The sequence below is a fragment of the Acinetobacter sp. ANC 4216 genome, from assembly GCF_004331195.1.
GTDB lineage: Bacteria > Pseudomonadota > Gammaproteobacteria > Pseudomonadales > Moraxellaceae > Acinetobacter > Acinetobacter kookii.
This window is the reverse complement of the sequence record NZ_SJOC01000007.1, coordinates 16,223-35,763: the sequence shown is the minus strand read 5'-3', so window position 1 is coordinate 35,763 and position 19,541 is coordinate 16,223. Positions and strand designations below refer to the sequence as shown.

The following is a 19,541-nucleotide window of genomic DNA, read 5'->3' as shown; positions in this document are numbered from 1 at the left end:
TCCCCGGAATTACTGAAAATCAAACTGAAGTGCAGGTAAAATTTTGCCGCTGACTTCGCCAAAGCCAATGCGTAAACCGTCTTTTTCACAGTGACCTTTCATAATCACGGTGTCGCCATCCTGAATAAAGGTACGCTGTTCGCCATTGCTCAGCGTTAAGGGTTTGGTCGCATTCCAGGTAATTTCCAGTAATGATCCATAAGAATCGGGGGTCGGGCCGGAAATGGTCCCTGAACCCATTAAATCACCGACCTGTACATTACAGCCAGCAATGGTGTGATGCGCCAATTGCTGCGCCATTGACCAGTACATGTATTTAAAATTGGTTTCACAAATGACATCAGCCTGTGCTGCCTGCTCAGCTTGAATTTCCACAGACAGCTGAATGTCGTAGCTGTTTGCTGAATGGTCTTCACGTAAGTAAGCCAATGGCTGAGGTTCTTGAACAGGCGAACTTGTTTTAAAGGGTTCCAGCGCTTCTAAGGTGACAATCCATGGCGAAATGGAAGAGGCAAAGGTTTTGGAGTTGAACGGACCGAGTGGCACGTATTCCCACTGTTGCAAGTCACGTGCTGACCAGTCATTGAACAGCACCATACCGAAGATATGATCCCATGCATTTTCAACGGTAATGGGCTGACCCAATTGATTTTGTTTGCCAATGATAAAACCGGTTTCGAGTTCAAAATCAAGCTTGCGGCACGCTGAAAATTGCGGACGTTCTTCATTTGGCAACTTGATCTGACCGGAAGGGCGCACAATGTCTGTACCGCTGACAATTACAGAGCTGGCACGGCCGTTATAACCCACAGGAAGTTCGGACCAGTTGGCCAGCAGGGCATTTTTAGGATCACGGAACATGCAGCCCACGTTTGTTGCATGTTCTTTAGAAGAATAGAAATCGGTATAGCCTGGAACATGTACCGGTAAATGCAAGGTCACATTGGCCTGCTTAAAGAACACCTGTTCACGAAGTGCGCTGTTGTCACGTAATTCAGCATTGTCTGCAGACAACAGCTTTTGTAATTCTGCGCGTACTTTAGACCAGCTGGATTTTCCTGAATCAATAAATTTGTTCAGGGTAGGCTGATTGAAATACTGTTCACCGGACTGAAGGGCTAAATAGCCGTGCGCTTCCAATGCTGCAAGATCTACCACCCATTCACCCAAGGCTACGCCAATACGACGTGTGCCTTCAGCTGTCTCGCTAAATACGCCGTAAGGTAAGTTCTGGATAGGGAAATCTGAATCTTGAGCAACCTCAATAAACGATTTTAATTGGCGAGTCATGTCCATGTTCCTTATGTAAAACCATCGGGGTCAATGCAACCCTGATATCAATTTTTGTTTCAAATTGGCCTGAAACCAGTCATTAAATTAAATATAAAAATATTAAAAACAATAACTTATATATTTTTATAAAAAATCATGAATCTGATGTCCAAGACCTATTGATTTTTGGGATTAATCTCATCATACTGATTTTCATAAATTACGCAATACATAAATTAATTACGTATTACGTAAACTTAACAAATAGGATTGAGATTTCTCGATGCTCTCCTGCGGTTTGATTTTTGGTAATCAGATGGCTTCGAGTAGAATAGGCACCATTCAAAATGAGAGCTGTCGACTAATGTCTGAAGAAAAAACACAAGGTGGTGTGCAATCCTTGGAAGTGGGCTTGGGTGTGCTGGATGCCTTAATTGCACATCGCAATCCCATGATGCTGAAGGAACTGGCTGAAGCATTGGCGATGCATCCGGCAAAAGTGCACCGCTATGTGGTGAGTTTGGTGCGGATGAATTATGCCAAGCAGCTTGAAGACGGACGTTATGCATTGGGTGACCAGGCATGGCGGCTGGGCTTGCAATGCATCCAGCGTACCGATGTGATTCAGGCGGCACAGCCTTATATTCAGGCTTTGCATCGAGAAATTCACTGTGGTTTGCAAATCAGTCGCTGGACTTCGCAAGGACCATTGATTGTGCAGTTTATTGAACCTGATCAGCCGGTATCGGTCATCACGCGGGTCGGTTCAATCATGCCATTGCTCAATTCGGCAACGGGTCGCGCATTTGCGAGTTTTATGCCAGAAAATGTGGTTCGGCCTTTACTTGAACGTGAATGGCAGGACAAACAAAAACAGGGTGTGCAGGTTTATCCGGCAAACTGGAACGAATTTTTAAATATGAAACAGGACATTGTGTCACAGGGCGCAGCGACTGTTTCAGGCGATATGTTGGTGGGGGTGAACTCGTTTTGTGTCCCGGTTTTTAATATTCACGGTGACATTGAGTTCTGTATTGCAGCACTGGGCAACGAGGCATATTTACCGATGGACTTTGAACATGAAAAAGTCCGTATTTTAAAAGCCACCGCTCAGGCACTTACAGATTTTGTGACCAAAGGACAAGCATAGCAAAGGACTATGAGGGTTCATCGGGCTGCAAAGGATCTGCCAGCATCATTAACAAAATGAAAAGATGATAAGAAAACATTCAATTTCAGTGTGTAACTGAATTGCATGTGCAGGGGTTTAATTAAACGATTGATATCGTTTTAGCATAATCAGGACAAGGAGTTCGAAATGCATTTTCCAGCAACGCAGCCACGAAAATCTCTTTATTACCAATATCAGGTATTTCCGCATTTTCACAGCCAAGAAGCTGTGGTCACCGATGCAGACACGGTCACGATTGTCGGTGCCGGTCCCATTGGCATGACCACGGCACTGCTTTTGGCGAAACAGGGTGTGAAAGTCATTTTGTTATCGTCAGAACTGCAGCTGTCTGAAGGTAGTCGTGCCCTGGTCTATACCAAACGATCGATGGAAATTTTGTATGCTGCGGGTGCTGCTGAAAAAATCATGTCGAAAGCCTTGCCGTGGACCCATGGCAATTCCATTTATAAGGGGCAGGTGGCATTCGCCTGATAATCCGACGACCCCCGGTCCAGACCCGATGTGCATGGACAAGGCTGCGCTGGAATGGGCAGAAGCCTGGATGGGACACAAACCGCCAAATGTAGGTAAAATCGGCTTTATGTACATGTTAGAGGGTGGAACCGATGCCAGTAATAGCGATCCGTATGCCCAAAAACCCACCAAAGGTAACCACTGGATCAAGACGGGTCCTCACGTCATGATTGTGGGTGCCGAACCTGGTTTTTATGACATGTATCCCAAAAATGCCCAGCCGGATACTGCTGTACCTTATGTCATGTGGCCAGGAACGCCTTACCAGCACTTGATGATCCCGATTAAATAAAGAGTAAATCAGGGTCAGAGTGCCTCGTCGCAGTCATGGTTTTTTAAACGCAAGTACATTGCTGGAGATAAACAATTTATCCTGTATTGCAGCGGTTTGCTGTACATGCCGCTGCAATTTGAATTTTTTTTAGCACTCAAATGTGCAGCTGCGGCTAGATGGGATGAATTTAAAGCCTAAGACCTGCTTTGCCTTAAAGTGAGTTTGGCACTAAGCATTATCCACTTTAGCTATCTTTTTTATGCATGCTTTTGAATCATTCTTTGGTCATTTGATCTTTTTTAATGTCCTGATCGGTATTCAACCATTCAATTTTTTTCACCCGATCGTTCACAATGGTAATGGTGTAAAGCATATTTTCAACTTCATAGGTATAGTCCATAGCCAGATAATCTTTTTTATTTTCTTTGAACTCGCGGCTAACCATAGAGCTTGGAGATAAGTGCAGACGAGTTTGCATGTCAGTAAAAGAATCGCCCAAGCTGAGAGTTTGACCTTCAGGCGTGCGTATTGAAGATGTTTCTGCTGCATGACCAAATGTCATTATTGACAAAAACATAACTGGAATTAGGTACTTAAATAACATGTTATCCCCAAAATAAAATTAAAATTATAATAATTTAACAATATAAAGAACAAAATAGCAGCATGTCTGTAGCAGAATTATTAACAGAAATAAGCAGACTGGCAGACAAATTAATCGGATTTAAGCCTGTTTTATCATATCTATATCGTATGTTCTCTATGTATGCAGACAAGATGTCTTATAGAGCTAGATAAAAACAATATTGAATCGTCCAAGCAGGAGATTCATTTGAATTTATCCTCCCATACTTCCAGCGATATAGAACTATGCTTAACCTTCGCCGCATTTAAAGCTAAACTATGCTATTCAGTTGTATGCCCATACTTGGAGTAAACTTATGTCGTGGCTTTCTTCGCTTAAATCTGTGTTTTCACCTGCGCAAGAGGTGAAGGAGGAAGAAATCCAGAATGTGCTACAAGGCTATATCTTGCCCAATTCCAAGCATGCCCTGAAAGACCGGATTACTCAGGTCAATGTAGAAGGTCAGGTATTACAACTCACTCTGCATACTTATCCCGAAGAAGCTGATCATCTGCAAAAAATTCATGATGATTTGGCCGATGCACTGGAAAAATGCGGCATCCGGGAACTGAATATGCATGTTATTCAGCAAAAGCATAAACACGGTGAAAGCTGTTCTAACCCTGATCATGGCAAACAGGGGCATAGCTGTGCAAGTAATGCACAGGCTTCAACGGCAGCTTCAGCGCAAAAACTTCCCCCTGTGGTAGATGCTGCTGGACAAACGGCTCCAGCTGAAAGCAAAGCTGCGGAAGATCCGAATAATCCACCGATCCAGAAACCCGCACCGCAGCAAAGAGATGTGCCCAAGCATCCGCGTATTCAAAATGTGATCTTGGTTTCATCGGGCAAAGGTGGTGTGGGTAAATCGACTACCACCGTCAATCTTGCATTGGCTTTACAAAAACTGGGCTTAAAAGTCGGTGTTCTGGATGCAGATATCTACGGGCCAAGTATTCCGACCATGCTGGGCAATGCCGGACGTACCCCCATGATTGAAGCAGAGAATTTTGTTCCGCTGGATGCATATGGCATGGCCGTGCTTTCCATTGGCCATTTAACCGGAGACCACAACACGCCGGTGGCTTGGCGTGGTCCCAAAGCCACCGGTGCTTTAATGCAGCTCTTTAACCAGACTTTATGGCCAGACCTGGATGTATTGATGATTGATATGCCACCAGGAACAGGCGATATTCAATTAACCCTGGCGCAGCGCATTCCGGTGACGGGCGCGGTCATTGTTACCACACCACAAAATGTTGCCTTGCTGGATGCCACCAAAGGCATTGAACTGTTTAATAAAGTTCAGATTCCTGTAATTGGTGTAGTCGAAAACATGTCGACGCATATCTGCTCTAATTGTGGATATGAGGAACAGATTTTTGGTACAGGGGGCGGTGACAAACTGGCTGAACAATACCATATTCCTTTACTCGGGCGTTTACCGTTAAATGTGCAAATTCGCGAAAATGCCGATGCCGGTAAACCTTCTGTGCTGGTAGGAGATGATGCTGCGGAAAGCTATATGGCCATTGCCCAGAAAATTGCCGATCAATTGCCAAAAGCAGAAAGGCCACAAAACCGGATTTTCTAATTTTCCTTGTTTAATCCAGCCAATGTCTTTGAAAAGCCCAAGGTTGCTTGGGCTTTTTATATCTTGAATTTAGCTCTTGTTTTTAATAGAGAAAATTCCATAAATCAGCTTGGTTTCATTTTAATCGTTATAGAGCATGTGAATAAGCGAAATAGTGAAATATAGTTAAAAGATGCAATGATTATTGAAAATCTCGGCGCCGTTTATGGTGCTGAATAATATTCCATCGCCACAATAATCGCGTAATTACGAAGAATACAATTGCAAAGATGAAAGCCTCTAGTATCAAGCCGGATAATAAAATTTTCGCCAGGCTCAAGTCGATGTGTCCATGCCCAAAGTGAGTGATAGCATGGCTGATTTGATGCAACACACCCAGCATCATATCCTGATCAATCATATTGACCTGGAAAATTTTGCTGCCTAACCAGAAGCCCAGATACAGGATCGGAACCAGGGTAAAAGGATTGGTCAGCCAGGCAAGACATAAGCTCACAGGCAAATTGACTTCAAATAGCAATACGGTCAATACAATCAAAATACTGTGAAAAGGTAAGGGCATCATGCCCCAAAACGTGCCAATAAAAATGGCTTTTGAAATGGACTTTCTGTTCACATACCAAAGTAAAGGATTTAAGGTGCGTTCACCAAAAATCTTCATTACTTTCATCCCTGCAACTTTTTGCGGAGAGGGAAGCCATGACTGAAAGAACTGTTTTGCCATAGAAAGAGGCCGCTTAAGTGATGAGGTATTGTGCCTGAATCAATCCCTAAGGGACAGATCAAGCTAGATAAATGTAAATGATTAAACTTAAAAAAAGATTTATTGAAATTTTTTTTAACAAATGACTCAAGAGTTAAATGATAAGAATAATTTTAATTTATTGAATTTTAAATGATTTTAAAAACAGATTTTAGGTTTTTAAAAGATGTAAAATTTCTGATTTGCTAAGTACAATAAAGTGATTTACTCTTCGCGCACTCTATAGAGAGATCGCATATGATTTCATGGTTATTCATTGGTTTAGTCATTACCATTCTATTGACACCTGGCCCAACAAATACCTTGCTAGCCTCTTCTGGCATTCAGGTCGGTGTACGTAAATCATTGCGATTAATTCCTGCGGAGTCATGTGGCTACTTAATTGCAATTACTGTTTGGGGCTTCATCATTGGTACCGTTTCTGCAAAATTTCCAGTATTACCTATCATCCTAAAACTTGTGAGTGCCGGCTATATTGTTTTTCTGGCAATTAAACTCTGGAAAACCGCAGATATTGAAGCAAGTTTTAATCTGCCGACGATTCGTCCTCGTGAATTGTTCTGTGCAACTTTACTGAACCCTAAAGCCTTGCTCTTTGCTTCCGCTGTTTTTCCAGGCACAGCATGGCTCAGCATAAATCATTATATTGCGCATATTGTGATGTTCCTGCTTTTAATTGTCCCGATTGCCTTGTTCTGGATTTTTATCGGTTCCATCCTTGCTTCCAATAAAGTACGCTGGCTCAATCAGTCCAATTTACAAAAAACTGCTTCATTGGTTTTATTAAGCTTTTCCATTCCACTCAGTTATTCAGCTCTTTTAAGTCTTTAAACTTTTGAATCTTTAAACTTTTAAGTCTTGAAATTATGCTGATGAAAATGTTCATTTTGTAAAAAATGACATCATCGCCCGATCATTATTTTCATTGTAGCCAATTTCAGTTAAAGTACAGCGCAATAATCGAATTAACTATTTTTGGATTGAAATAATGGCAATTAAGTCTGATCGTTGGATTCGCGAAATGAGCGAAAAACACGGCATGATTGAACCGTATGCAGAAAACCAGGTACGTTATGATGAAGCAGGTGAAAAACTCATCTCTTACGGTGTTTCAAGCTATGGTTATGATGTTCGTTGTGCACGTGAATTTAAAGTATTTACCAATGTACATTCAGCAATTGTCGATCCAAAAAACTTTGATGAAAAAAGCTTTATCGATATTGAATCAGATGTCTGCATTATTCCACCCAATTCATTTGCCTTGGCCCGTACCGTTGAATATTTCCGTATTCCGCGTAATGTCTTGACGGTATGTCTTGGTAAATCGACTTACGCACGCTGCGGTATTATTGTAAATGTCACGCCGCTTGAACCGGAATGGGAAGGTCATGTGACACTGGAGTTCTCTAACACCACCAACTTGCCGGCACGTATTTATGCAGGTGAGGGTGTGGCGCAAATGTTGTTCTTTGAATCGGATGAAGTATGCGAAACCTCCTATAAAGACCGTGGCGGTAAATACCAGGGACAAACCGGTGTAACGTTGCCGAAAGCATAAAGATTATAAACAATTGAATAAACGGACCATTTGGGTCCGTTTATTTTTTATGCGATTCATTCATCGGAAACTGGGTTCATTCGATCAGTTTTTTTTGCAATTGCACTAATATTCAGCATAATAAAAAGTTGTACAGACTTGGTAATAACATTGTCGTCATGACAAATAAGTAAAAATTAGGCATACCAAGTATAGGATGAATTAAAAATAATGATGCGGAGCATCTGATAAAAAGGAAGGTCGTGATGACTCAAAGTTGGAATAATGCAAGATTTAAAAAATCTTGTTTGGCGAGTATGCTCGCAGCTTTACTTAGCCCATCAGTTTATGCACTTGAATCTTTGTCAGATGATCATCTTTCTGAAACCACAGGTGAAGGGGTTGCACTGGCTCTTGAAAATTTCAAGATGGTCTTTCAGGGCCCAAACGAAATTTCACAAGCTTCAAGTTATGGCAAAGGAATTACCGATCCAGGACAGTATGATACGGGCTTTATCCGCATTATTCCGACCGGTGAAAATTATGAACTACTGGGTCAGCGTGCTTACACAAAAATCTATAATCAAACCTATACCGATGCTTACTTAAGCGGGAAGGCTGCGAATTATAATGGTGTTTACGAAACTACCTATCAGACTTCTTATGATAGTTATCGGACCACTAATTACACTGCAGTGAAAACGGATGTAGCGACTAATTATACTGCTGAATATCGGGGGAACGTGGTACAGAGTTATATCGATTCTCCTTTAATGAAGCAATATTATCAACAACGTTATGATGATTATTATAATGGGAATGTGTGGCCATTAAGTGTAACAGATGATGGTACAACTGAACCGGGTGCTTTGGACTCGACATTAGGGATAAAGAGTAAATCTCAAGAATATGCTACAAAAAATACATTAGAGATGATCGAATTGCTTTATGGTAATCGTTCAACTGAAAGCATACCATCAACCACCTATTCACAAAGTGTAACCAGGCAAAATGTAATTGATAACGTTCTTGTTAAGAATCTATTGGATGCTAAAACACAAGAAGTGCTCAATCAACAAGCCGCTGAATATGCGAAGAACCAAGCTACTACAGCAAGTAATACTGCACTTGCTGCGGTTGAAACTGAAGCCATTCGATTGGCAAAATTGGCAGCAGCTCAAGCTACAGTGGGAAGTTTAAGAACCAAAGCAGACGTATTTATTTATGGTCTGGCCCTGTCTAAAAGTGACGGGTCCTTGAGCAACCGATACAGTAATCAAGGCTTTAATTGGGGAACTGCAGCAAATCCATGGCTGATTCGTGCAGGTAATGTGGATACGATTCAGTTTGCAAAAGGCAATAAGGCCAATGTGGGTTATATTGCATTGGAGGCACCTTTAAAGCTAAAAGGGACAGATACCAGTGATACTTTTAAATTGGGCTTCTGGAGCGATATTTTTTCACGCCAATTAAATTCAAGTAATACTGTAGATCCCTTAACTGGAGCACCTACTTCTGGCTTGGATAAAGATTATCGTTTGAGAACCCAGTTTATTGCCAATGGCTTGAATTTAAATGGGTCACAAGTTCGATTATTCCAAACATTACCAGCGACGAGCAATGCCAATTACAATCAAACTTTAGGTATGGCTGCAATTTTACGTCTAAATACTAATGATGATCCATCCACGCTAAAAGCAACGGATTCTAATTTAGATGCTCGTGGAATTAGACTCAGTACTGCTGCCAAAAAAGGTCCGGACAGTAATCCTGATTTATATGATGGCACAGCAGTCACTCCAGCGATTGACCGCTCATTAGCTCCAATATTTAATGATGTGGAAGGGATGTATTTATATAGTCCCAATATCAACTTGGTATTAGGAAATATGTATCAGCCTTTTATTTTAGGGTCTGAAGGCAATAATATTATTTTAGAAATTACCCGTATTCCAAATGTGCCAGAAATATATTCACAAATTTATACTTATTATAGTGACACAGACTCAACCACTGTATTGAAAGATAAAAATAATCAGAATATTGCGATGGTCGATAAAGATGGAGTGACCTACACGACCCTTTCTAGTTATTTAAAAGGTTCAACCTGTAATGTTTATAGTTGCGGTACTGAAATTGCCACGACTGCAAATAATATTACTACGACTTATCAAGGTCGAAATGCAACCCATAGTAGTATTACGATTGGTACGGTAGAACGGTCAGCTACAGGCAATTTGTTAAATGCGAACAAAACTGCCGATGCAACCGGGGTGGTCTTTAAAAATATTAATGGCCAGGCGACAAATTTAGGCTCGGTTGCAATTGATGGTGTGCTCATTCAGCACCTAAAAATAAAAACAACAGGTTTATAGGAGAATAGGCTATGTATCCACGTGTTAAGACTTCTATCCTGAACCTGGTTAGTTCAATTTCTATGCTGGCATTTATCCCTGTTGCCAATGCACAGTTAGTGGGTATGGATAATCATGAGATGACTGATGTATCCGGACAAGGCGGTGCAGATTTAAGTTGGACTCTATCGTTAAATCACCGTTATGCTAAAGATTTATCTCTAAAAAATATTTCAGTTTTTGATGCAACTGGTAAGGCAACAGAGGCATTTTATACTTATAGTTGTACTGACAATGTATTTTGTCGTTTAGCGATTGCACCGAATAATCATAAAGATGCTGCGGGTAATAAAAAATGGTTGGTTTTTAAAGGCATTCAAGGCACCTTACAAATTGATCAGTTTTCATTAGATGGTTCGACCATTATAAACCGTGACGGTAATCCTCAAACGGCACTGCAAATTTCTTTTTTTGATAATAAGCCACTTAAAATTCGAAATTTAGGTTTTAATACTTTGGCGGTCGAAACAGGTACTTCAGGTGTTGAAGGTTATGCCAATAATATGATTTATACTACCTATACAGAAAAAAAATCTGATGGAACTACAGTTCCTAACTTAGATGTACCCATGTTTGATAAAAATACAGAAAAAGGCTTTATGGGCTTAAATATGCATGGCAATTTGCACATGTCAGGCAATTTAAAAATATTCAGTTTTAACTGTACAGGTGCTGGAACTGCGCGCTGTTAATTGAATAAAGCCAAATAGGGATATAAGAATGAAAAAAATAACAAAGTTAAAAATACTTACGGCGAGTATTTTGATTGCACAGCAAAGCTATGCATTTGAGCAACTTTCTGATGACTCTCTTGGTTCGGTAACAGGGCAAGATGGTATCACCATTACGCATGAGATCTCCAAGGCAACCATTAATGCTGTCAACTGGGTGGATTCTTCTTCAAAAAGCAATCCTAGCGATTCATTGCAACGCCCTGATACCATGAAGCTTGGTCTGAAAGATGTAACCCTGTTAGGTGTCAATAATCAACCTATTGTTTCTAAACTTGACTTTGATGTTGGTACAACAGCTCGAGGGGCAGGAATTCGTATAGAAGCGAACATTTCTCCATTTGAATTAGCTGTCAAGGATGTCATGTTACTGTGCACTGACGCAACTAAATGTCAGACTCCTCAACAAAGTTTAGGTTCTCTTGATATCAAAACCAGTTCACCGCTTCGCGTACTTCTTCAAACGCAAGCAGGATTATTCAATCGGGATGAGACCGCACACCTTAATTTTCAATTACAAAATGCCAGTATCAGTCACGGATTAAACGGGCAAAAGCTCACTCTGAAAGACTTTAACTTCAATTTTTCTGGTGATGGCTATATGTATCTGAGTTCTTATCAAGAAAGAACATCAAACAGCTACATGGACGAAGGAATTGTCCTGACCACGAAGAGTCGTGATGGTGCCACGGATCATGTTGTGATGTTGGGAAGAGTGGATGACAGTGATCCAGTTGCCAGTGCAAATTCACAGCCTGGTCGTGATACCGTACACTCATCAAGAACCACGGCAACCAATCCAGGGATAAATATTGACCTGCGTTATGGCAGTGATCCGACTCAGCAGCGAAATTTAATTCGTATGGGAGCCTCGGGTGCAGTCACCAATGCCACAATTTTCTTAAATGCCAATCAAAGTGGGATCACCGATTTTGGCCGTACTTCAACAGCCACAATAACAGGTTATGATGCGGTAGGGTTGGGTGGACTGCATTTTGGTGTTTCTGCCGATTTCACCCGTGAAGGGAATACGCTTTTAGGTACTAATCAGACCCCAACAACCCTTGAAATTGGGCATACAGGTAATGGAAGTTATGCGATTGAGTTTTCCAATTTATCACCTTTAACTGTTCGTAATTCGAGTACTAAAACAGATGTAAATACCAAAAATGCCTATATTGATTTTGGTGACATTTATATTAATGCGATACAGGCAAAAAGTTTAGATTTTTTAATTAACGATAAAATTAAAAAAACTTTAGGGGTGAGTGGTTTAGTTCAGACACAGCAATTATCCTCTCTTGAAAAAGGGAATGACTTTGCACTGATTGCTATACGCGGTATGGATTTTCAATCGATTGCACGTAAAGCACGGTTTATTGCAGATAACTCTTTGGCTGAAATTACCAATGATACCAGTAGCTGGGGAATTGGTATCCCTATTTATAATTTGAATGCGAATGTCGCACTTGCAGGCACAGAATATACATCGAAAGTGGATGCTGGGACCAAAAAAGGAATAGCCTACAATGTGATGGCAAGTACCGATGGGTATGGAATTGACAAAAAAACAGGTGCAGCGAGTACAACATCGTTAATTTTAATCGATGGTAAGAAAGGTCTGCACGATGAGGAAGTAAATTACTATGCGGGTTTACGTAATATTGATGCATTTGTCAAAGCCAAAGGCGTGATTGGTTATGAAGAGCAAGGAATCTATATTAGCGCCGATGATTTACTGGTTGCTGCCAGCGCAGAAATTGCGATTGGTCAATTACCTGGTTCACTCTATAACTGTACCACTGGCTCTGCTAAATGTGGCAGTGTCGTGCCTGTTGATAATTTCGCCCGTAAAGATGATGTGCTGACCTCCATCGCCTTTAAACTCGATGGTAAAGGGGATTTGTTCATTATTCCCGGTATGAATGATAATGCAGAAAATAATTTCTTATCTTTCCGTGCCAATTTTGAATTTAATGCATTATCAGACACAGATAAATTGAACCCAAATATTTTGGGGAGCTACTTTAGTTTGATTAACGAAGACGTCGATGCGAATAATACGGTTATAAAAACTTCAAGTATTAATTTTAATAAATTGCAAGGTGCTCTAGCACTTGAATCACGAGTCAAGATGCAAAAAGATACCGTCATATTTGATAATAAAGTGGATATTAATCCAGCTAAAACTTTAAATCAGGTATTCAGGACCGAATTATCGATGTCAACCATGCCGAATCAAATGCAAAAGATGGCAGATATTGCAATTACAGGTGGAAGTATAAGAAGTAATTTAGGGATTACTCCACGTTAATCTGCTTGAGAATAAATAAAAGAATAGGGATAGAATCTTATGAAAAAAATATTATTAGCAAGTTTGATTGTTTCATCTATTGCAATACCAGGTTTAAGTCATGCAATGGTGGCTATGGATGATGATTCATTATCTGGTGTAAGTGGTCAGGCATTATTGTCTATGGAATATAATGCAGGTTATAACGTTATTGATGCTAAGGGACAAAATGTAGACCAGACGAATCTGGGGTTTTATAAATTGGGTCTGGAAGCTGAAATGGAAATCAACGCCAATATTAAAAAGCTGCAATTAGGTTGTGGTGGGGTAAATGGTATTGGCAAATGTGATATTGATATTGATAATATTTCTTTAAGTGGTTTGCAAGGCGCAAATTATACTTCTGATGATCGTGCAGCAAGCTCAGCCCTTATTACTAATCCATTTGTTGAGTTTGCTATTAAAAATCCAAAATCTGCTTCTACTCGTGAGGTATTGGGCTTTCGTTTAAGTGCTGAAAAAATTGCTGGCTTAATGACAATAGGAACAGAAAATAGCAGTACGCCGAATGGGATTAACTCCTTTAGTGGTTATATGAAAACCAAAGCCTCTTCTGGAGTAGCAACCACAGATCCAAGGGTGATGAATTATGCTGCAACGGGTCAGTATATTGAAGGTGCTGTAATAGGAACATTGATTGGTATCCCTTTAGAATTACATTATAAGTCAAATGATTATTCATTTAACTTAACTTCAACAACAGCACCTTTTACCATTCCATCTACAATTGTATCTGGAACACGTCTGACTGAGGCAGTCCTAAAAGGAACGGGAACGGTAAATAAAATCGATTTTGCTGGACCTTTAGCTGCACAGATTTCAGCATTGGGTTTAAATTTAACGCTTGATAAAGACATTACCGGCTCTTTAACCGGCTTGCAGACAGATATTACCGTGAACCAGAATTTAGGTTTGATCCATTCTTTGTATCTAAATAATGCAAGTTCATTATCGCTACAGACACAGCAAATATTATGGCCAGGTGCATCGGTTGCTGCAAATCGAGGATGGTGGTTAGCAATTGAAGATGAAGTGGATTTAGGGAGTATCAGTCCAACAACCAATGTAAAAATTACCGATGAAGTGCTTAAACAAACAATTGCAGGGATTAATCATGATTTAACCTCTAAGCCACGTCCCTGTGGGGATTTGCTTATCGGATGTGTTGCCACTGCAGCGCTTGATGTGGGTGAAATTAAGAACCCTGCAGTGATTAATTTTCCATTACAAAACTTAACCTTGCAAGGGCAGAACTTTAAGTCAAACTGTTTCGGTGGTCTGAAATTCTGTTAATCCTAAAACAAAAAAATCCCGCTAAATGGCGGGATTTTTTATTTTAAGGAGCACTTACTTTGCAATTTTAGTCAGTAATTCTTCTTTAGAGATATTTACAGATTCAGCATCGGTCCGGCCTTTATATTCAAAGGTGCCAGCATCCAGACCTTTTTCACCAATTACAATACGGTGAGGTATACCCGTAATTTCAAGGTCAGAGAATTTTACCCCTGGACGCTCGTCACGGTCATCCAAAATTACGTCATAACCTGCCGCTTGCAGTTCTGCATACAGTGCTTCTGCGGCTTCCAGAGTGCGTGGTGATTTATGAGCATTCATAGGCACAATTGCCACTTCAAACGGTGCAATTGCAGAAGGCCAGATAATCCCTTTGTCATCGAAGTTTTGTTCAATGGCAGAAGCCACCACACGCGTTACTCCAATACCATAGCAACCCATGGTTACGATCATCGGTTTGCCGTCTTTACCCAAAACTTTGCAGCCTAAAGCTTCAGAGTATTTTTTGCCCAGCTGGAAGATGTGACCGACTTCAATACCACGCTTGATTTGCAGCGTACCTTTACCATCTGGAGATGGATCACCTTCAACTACATTACGCAAGTCATAAACTTCTGTAAAGGTTGCATCACGTTCCCAGTTCACACCTGTTGCATGTTTGTCAGCTTCATTGGCACCCGCAACAAAATCAGAAAGCACAGATGCTGCACGGTCAACAATCACGGTGATGCCTTTTTCAACCAGACCCTGCGGACCGATGAAGCCAGTGATTAAACCAAGTGCCTGAATTTGAGCTTCAGATGCAAATGTTAAAGGCGCAGCGATTAATGGATGCTTTTCAGCTTTAATTTCATTCAGTTCATGATCGCCACGAAGGAATAAAGCAACAACAGGGGCTTCTTTGCCTTCTTCAGTTGCCACACCTTGCACCAATAGTGCTTTTACAGATTGTGCAGCATCAGTACCCAGGAAGTTTGATACATCCGCAATGGTTTTTTGAGCTGGTGTATCCACCAGTTTTAATTCTTGAGTTGCAGCTGCGCGTTCACCCACCAGTACAGCTTCTGCCATTTCTACATTGGCAGCATAATCAGATTCTGTAGAGAAGGCGATATCATCTTCACCACTTGATGCCAGAACGTGGAATTCATGCGAACCTGAACCGCCAATTGAGCCAGTGTCTGCCTGTACTGGACGGAAGTCTAAGCCCAAACGGCTAAAGATACGGCAGTACGTGTCATACATCACGTCATAAGTTTCTTGCAGTGAGGCTTGATCGATATGGAAAGAGTAAGCATCTTTCATGATGAATTCACGTGAACGCATTACGCCAAAACGTGGACGTACTTCATCACGGAATTTGGTTTGAATCTGGTAGAAATTGATTGGAAGCTGCTTGTAACTTTTCAGTTCGTTGCGCGCAAGATCAGTGATGACTTCTTCATGGGTTGGGCCAAGTACAAAATCGTTGTTATGACGGTCTTTAAAACGTAAAAGCTCTGGACCATATTGCACAAAGCGGCCTGATTCTTCCCAAAGGCTCGAAGGCTGGGTTACTGGCATGAAGACTTCAAGCGATCCGGCACGGTTCATTTCTTCACGTACAATCGCTTCAACTTTATTTAGCACACGTACACCCATCGGCAACCAAGTGTATAAACCCGAAGCCAATTTACGAATCATCCCCGCACGTAACATGAGCTGATGTGAAATCACTTCAGCATCATTTGGGGTTTCTCTTAACGTAGCAAATAAAAAGCGACTCGCGCGCATGGAAACTGTCCTGATAATTAAGCGTTAAAGCATAAGATTATATGATAAAAAATGAGGTGAACATTTCAGAATGTCACCTCAAAGTTATGGCTTTTATTATGCCATGATTTTTCGGATTTGGCGCGTCATAAAATTCTTCAAGTCATCCAGATAGGTAAAGATAACGGGTACAACCACCAGCGTTAACAATGTGGAGGTAATAATGCCGCCAATCACGGCATGCGCCATAGGGGCACTTTGTTCGCCACCTTCACCCAGACCCAGTGCCAGGGGGATCATCCCCATCACCATGGCGCTGGTGGTCATTAAAATAGGGCGTAGACGGGTTTTACCCGCTTCAATAATCGCCTCATAACGATCAACCCCACGATCCATGGCTTTTTTAATGAAGTCAATCAGCAGGATGGCATTCTTGGTCACCAGTCCCATCAGCATGATAATGCCAATAATGGAAAACAGGTTCATGGTGGAATTAAACAGGAATAAAGCCAGGAATACCCCAATCAGCGAGAGGGGAAGGGAAGCCATAATCGCGGCAGGGTGAATGAAGCTGTTAAATTGTGAACCCAATACAATATAGATAAACACAATGGAAAGGGTAATGGCGGTTAAGGCATAGCCTGCCGATTCTGCCATGTCTTTATTCGCACCTTGGGTGGCAAAGCTATAGCCGGGTGGTAAATCAAAATTATCTTGAATTTTTTTGATATCCGCACCGATATCGCCTGCCGGTCGGCCGGCGGTATTGGCTTCTACCAGTACTTCACGGGCCAAGTCACGCCGGGTAATCTGCGAAGCGCCCAACGTTTCGTTAAACGATGCCACACTTGCCAGCGGTATTAATATCGGCTGACCAGAGGCATCGGTTTTTTGTGAGTTCAGATAAAGGTTTTGTATATCGCTCGGCAAGGTACGTCTGTTTTCAGTCAGGCGAAGATTAACATCATAGATTTCGCCTTTTTCATCTTGCCAGGTGGTGACATCATCACCTGCAATTAAAGGACGGATAACATTGGCAATCTGATTGACAGAAAGACCCAAATCACTCGCCAGGACACGATTGATATGAACCGCCAAGGTGGGTTTAGGTTCTTTAAGCGAGCTTTCAAGATCGACGATCCCTTCAATTTTGGAAATTTCTGCCAGAAAGCGATCGGAGATTTTTTGCAGTTCGTTCAGGTCGGTGCCTTTAATGGAAATCAGGATCGGCTTTTGACCGCCAGAAACAGTTTCATCTGCCGAAGCCACCGAGGTAATGGTAATGCCCGCTACGCTTTGCAAGCGCTGGCGAAACTCGTTATTTAGTTGGGTCAGGGTTTTCTCACGTTCCAGGCGAGGGGTGACCTTGATCCGTATACTGACATGGTTTTTACCTCGATCCGTTACCCCGTTGATAATGCTATAAGTATTACGTACATCTGGATGCTGGCGAAGAATATTTTCCACTTGCAACAACTTGGCTTGTGAATATTCGAGTGAGGCATCTACAGGCGTTTCAAATTTAATCCGAATTTCATTTTTATCTGGAACAGGAACAAATTCCGTGCCAATCAATTTGGATAAACCCAATGCACCAAAAAGTGAAGCGACCGCGACCATCAAGGTTAAAATACGGAAGCGGAGTGCCAGCTTTAACAGCTTTTCATAATAATGGCTTAAATGATCAAACTTGTTGGAGATCCAGTTGAAGAAGCGCTTGATTCTGCCGGGTCGTTTATTGGGATCATGTTTTTCAGCCCAGTGCGCAGAAAGCATAGGATCGAGTGTAAAACTGACAAACATCGAAATCAGCACGGCAGCGCTGACCGTAACCCCAAACTGATAGAAGAATTTACCGATAATCCCGCCCATAAATGCAACCGGTAAAAATACCGCGACAATGGTCAGGGTAGTAGCTAAAACTGCCAGCCCGATTTCTTTGGTGCCATCTAGTGCTGCTGTAACCGCATCTTTGCCCATATCGGCATGACGGACAATATTTTCCCGCACCACAATCGCATCATCAATCAGCAGGCCAATACTGAGGGATAAGGCCAGCAAGGTCATCATGTTGATGGTGAAGCCAAAAGCCCAAATAAAGGTCAAGGTACCGAGCAGGGAAATCGGTAAGGTCAGTCCGGTAATGGCGGTGGAACGAAAAGAACCCAGGAACAGCAAAACGATCAGAACAGCAAGCACCGCACCTTCAATAATGGTGCGTGCCACATCCTGAATACTGCCACGAATACCCCGGGAGCTATCGACGGCAACTTTCGCCACAGTACCCTCGGGTAGCTGTTTCTCGATTTTCGCCATGGCTTTATAGGTGGCATTGACTACATCAATCACATTGGAGTCTGAACTGCGCAAAATATCAATCGCGACCGCAGCTTTACCATTTAAATAAGCACTTGATTCGAAGTCAGCTTGACCATCTTCAATATTCGCCACCTGTTTCAGGTAAATGGGTGCACCATTTTTATTGGCAATAATCAGGTCACCAAAAGATTGCGGATGAATCACTTTGGACTTGATCTCTACCACCAGTTCAGACGTCGGCTGTTTTAAGGTTCCTCCGGGAACTTCAATATTTTCACCTTTCAAGGTGTTAATAACCTTGTCTACACCAATGCCAAAGCTTTGCAGTTTTTGCGGATCGACCTCAATACGAATCTGGCGTTGAGCATCTCCCAACAAGTTCACTGTACCCACGCCCGGCACGGTGCGAAGTTGCGGAACAATGTGCTGACTTAAATAGGAACTCAAGTCTCGTAACGGCATGGTCTCCGATTCAAACACGATCGACATCACCGCATTGGCGGATGGGTCATAACGCTCAACGATAGGGTCTTGAATTTCATCACGGAACTGGGCCGTTACAGGAGAAATTTTATCGCGAATATCCTGTGCGGCCACCGCAGATGAGACATCCAGATTAAATTCGACAATAATGGTCGAGAGTCCTTCACTCGACTGGGAAATAATCTGTTTTAAACCCGAAATGGTATTGATCTGGTCTTCCATTTTTTTGGTAATTTCAGATTCAATGGTTTCAGGGGAGGCACCCGGATATGAGGTATAGACCACAACAAAAGGGAAGTCGACATCGGGAAATTCTTCTACGCCCATCCGTTGCCAAGATGCCAGTCCCAGTACCAGTAAACACAACATCATCATGATGGTGAAAACAGGATATTTAACACTAATTCGGGTAAACCACATAAGAAC

General features: G+C 41.8%; 15 protein-coding genes. 10 read left to right on the top strand and 5 right to left on the bottom strand.

Features of this window, described 5'->3' with window-relative positions; all coding sequences use genetic code 11:
- Positions 1-9: 9 nt before the first annotated feature.
- Entirely contained in the window at positions 10-1,290 is a 1,281-nt protein-coding gene (fahA, locus tag E0H88_RS07065; protein ID WP_092818802.1) for a fumarylacetoacetase, read from the bottom strand.
- A gap of 346 nt (positions 1,291-1,636) precedes the next feature.
- Here fahA and E0H88_RS07060 point away from each other — a divergent pair, with 346 nt between their 5' ends.
- From E0H88_RS07060 to E0H88_RS07050, 3 genes are all read left to right on the top strand, one after another.
- Positions 1,637-2,422 (top strand): IclR family transcriptional regulator, encoded by a 786-nt coding sequence (locus E0H88_RS07060; protein ID WP_092818801.1) that lies wholly within the window; start codon positions 1,637-1,639, stop codon positions 2,420-2,422.
- A gap of 168 nt (positions 2,423-2,590) precedes the next feature.
- Positions 2,591-2,935 carry an FAD-dependent monooxygenase gene (locus E0H88_RS07055; RefSeq protein ID WP_252152000.1) on the top strand — a complete coding sequence of 115 codons (345 nt, stop codon included), beginning with the start codon at positions 2,591-2,593 and terminating at the stop codon, positions 2,933-2,935.
- A gap of 34 nt (positions 2,936-2,969) precedes the next feature.
- On the top strand, positions 2,970-3,269 hold the full coding sequence (locus tag E0H88_RS07050) for a hypothetical protein (protein ID WP_165493291.1): 300 nt from the start codon (positions 2,970-2,972) through the stop codon (positions 3,267-3,269).
- A gap of 256 nt (positions 3,270-3,525) precedes the next feature.
- On the opposite strand, the gene E0H88_RS07045 is transcribed toward E0H88_RS07050, so the two are convergent.
- A complete protein-coding gene (locus E0H88_RS07045; protein ID WP_131273614.1) occupies positions 3,526-3,813 on the bottom strand; it encodes a hypothetical protein in 288 nt (95 codons plus the stop codon).
- A 379-nt stretch (positions 3,814-4,192) separates the two neighbouring features.
- Here E0H88_RS07045 and apbC point away from each other — a divergent pair, with 379 nt between their 5' ends.
- Complete coding sequence (apbC, locus tag E0H88_RS07040; protein WP_131273613.1) at positions 4,193-5,470, top strand: iron-sulfur cluster carrier protein ApbC; 1,278 nt, start codon at positions 4,193-4,195, stop codon at positions 5,468-5,470.
- 181 nt (positions 5,471-5,651) lie between these two features.
- Here apbC and E0H88_RS07035 read toward each other — a convergent pair whose 3' ends face one another.
- Positions 5,652-6,194 carry a DUF2062 domain-containing protein gene (locus tag E0H88_RS07035; protein WP_131273612.1) on the bottom strand — a complete coding sequence of 181 codons (543 nt, stop codon included), beginning with the start codon at positions 6,192-6,194 and terminating at the stop codon, positions 5,652-5,654.
- A 276-nt stretch (positions 6,195-6,470) separates the two neighbouring features.
- On the opposite strand from E0H88_RS07035, the gene E0H88_RS07030 reads away from it, so the two are divergent.
- The 6 genes from E0H88_RS07030 to E0H88_RS07005 all read left to right on the top strand — a co-directional run bounded on the left by E0H88_RS07030 (position 6,471) and on the right by E0H88_RS07005 (position 14,561).
- Complete coding sequence (locus E0H88_RS07030) at positions 6,471-7,064, top strand: LysE family translocator (RefSeq protein ID WP_131273611.1); 594 nt, start codon at positions 6,471-6,473, stop codon at positions 7,062-7,064.
- Positions 7,065-7,221: 157 nt separating this feature from the next.
- On the top strand, positions 7,222-7,791 hold the full coding sequence (dcd, locus tag E0H88_RS07025) for a dCTP deaminase (protein ID WP_092818796.1): 570 nt from the start codon (positions 7,222-7,224) through the stop codon (positions 7,789-7,791).
- 245 nt (positions 7,792-8,036) lie between these two features.
- On the top strand, positions 8,037-10,145 hold the full coding sequence (locus E0H88_RS07020) for a hypothetical protein (RefSeq protein WP_131273610.1): 2,109 nt from the start codon (positions 8,037-8,039) through the stop codon (positions 10,143-10,145).
- 35 nt (positions 10,146-10,180) lie between these two features.
- A complete protein-coding gene (locus E0H88_RS07015; protein WP_502699717.1) occupies positions 10,181-10,876 on the top strand; it encodes a hypothetical protein in 696 nt (231 codons plus the stop codon).
- A gap of 28 nt (positions 10,877-10,904) precedes the next feature.
- Entirely contained in the window at positions 10,905-13,229 is a 2,325-nt protein-coding gene (locus E0H88_RS07010; RefSeq protein WP_131273608.1) for a DUF6160 family protein, read from the top strand.
- 39 nt (positions 13,230-13,268) lie between these two features.
- Complete coding sequence (locus E0H88_RS07005; RefSeq protein WP_131273607.1) at positions 13,269-14,561, top strand: hypothetical protein; 1,293 nt, start codon at positions 13,269-13,271, stop codon at positions 14,559-14,561.
- A 54-nt stretch (positions 14,562-14,615) separates the two neighbouring features.
- Here E0H88_RS07005 and E0H88_RS07000 read toward each other — a convergent pair whose 3' ends face one another.
- Together E0H88_RS07000 and E0H88_RS06995 are read right to left on the bottom strand one after the other, a co-directional pair.
- Positions 14,616-16,334 carry a proline--tRNA ligase gene (locus E0H88_RS07000; protein WP_131273606.1) on the bottom strand — a complete coding sequence of 573 codons (1,719 nt, stop codon included), beginning with the start codon at positions 16,332-16,334 and terminating at the stop codon, positions 14,616-14,618.
- 96 nt (positions 16,335-16,430) lie between these two features.
- On the bottom strand, positions 16,431-19,535 hold the full coding sequence (locus E0H88_RS06995; protein WP_131273605.1) for an efflux RND transporter permease subunit: 3,105 nt from the start codon (positions 19,533-19,535) through the stop codon (positions 16,431-16,433).
- Positions 19,536-19,541 lie beyond the last annotated feature (6 nt).

What these genes read in the sequence shown, in the direction of transcription:
- E0H88_RS07050 (WP_165493291.1), top strand. Translation starts at nt 2,970, where the DNA reads ATGGACAAGGCTGCGCTGGAATGGGCAGAAGCCTGGATGGGACACAAA.
- E0H88_RS07010 (WP_131273608.1), top strand. Translation starts at nt 10,905, where the DNA reads ATGAAAAAAATAACAAAGTTAAAAATACTTACGGCGAGTATTTTGATT.
- E0H88_RS07030 (WP_131273611.1), top strand. Translation starts at nt 6,471, where the DNA reads ATGATTTCATGGTTATTCATTGGTTTAGTCATTACCATTCTATTGACA.
- fahA (WP_092818802.1), bottom strand. Translation starts at nt 1,290, where the DNA reads ATGACTCGCCAATTAAAATCGTTTATTGAGGTTGCTCAAGATTCAGAT.
- dcd (WP_092818796.1), top strand. Translation starts at nt 7,222, where the DNA reads ATGGCAATTAAGTCTGATCGTTGGATTCGCGAAATGAGCGAAAAACAC.
- E0H88_RS07035 (WP_131273612.1), bottom strand. Translation starts at nt 6,194, where the DNA reads ATGGCAAAACAGTTCTTTCAGTCATGGCTTCCCTCTCCGCAAAAAGTT.
- E0H88_RS07055 (WP_252152000.1), top strand. Translation starts at nt 2,591, where the DNA reads ATGCATTTTCCAGCAACGCAGCCACGAAAATCTCTTTATTACCAATAT.
- E0H88_RS07045 (WP_131273614.1), bottom strand. Translation starts at nt 3,813, where the DNA reads ATGACATTTGGTCATGCAGCAGAAACATCTTCAATACGCACGCCTGAA.
- E0H88_RS07000 (WP_131273606.1), bottom strand. Translation starts at nt 16,334, where the DNA reads ATGCGCGCGAGTCGCTTTTTATTTGCTACGTTAAGAGAAACCCCAAAT.
- apbC (WP_131273613.1), top strand. Translation starts at nt 4,193, where the DNA reads ATGTCGTGGCTTTCTTCGCTTAAATCTGTGTTTTCACCTGCGCAAGAG.
- E0H88_RS07020 (WP_131273610.1), top strand. Translation starts at nt 8,037, where the DNA reads ATGACTCAAAGTTGGAATAATGCAAGATTTAAAAAATCTTGTTTGGCG.
- E0H88_RS07005 (WP_131273607.1), top strand. Translation starts at nt 13,269, where the DNA reads ATGAAAAAAATATTATTAGCAAGTTTGATTGTTTCATCTATTGCAATA.
- E0H88_RS07060 (WP_092818801.1), top strand. Translation starts at nt 1,637, where the DNA reads ATGTCTGAAGAAAAAACACAAGGTGGTGTGCAATCCTTGGAAGTGGGC.
- E0H88_RS06995 (WP_131273605.1), bottom strand. Translation starts at nt 19,535, where the DNA reads ATGTGGTTTACCCGAATTAGTGTTAAATATCCTGTTTTCACCATCATG.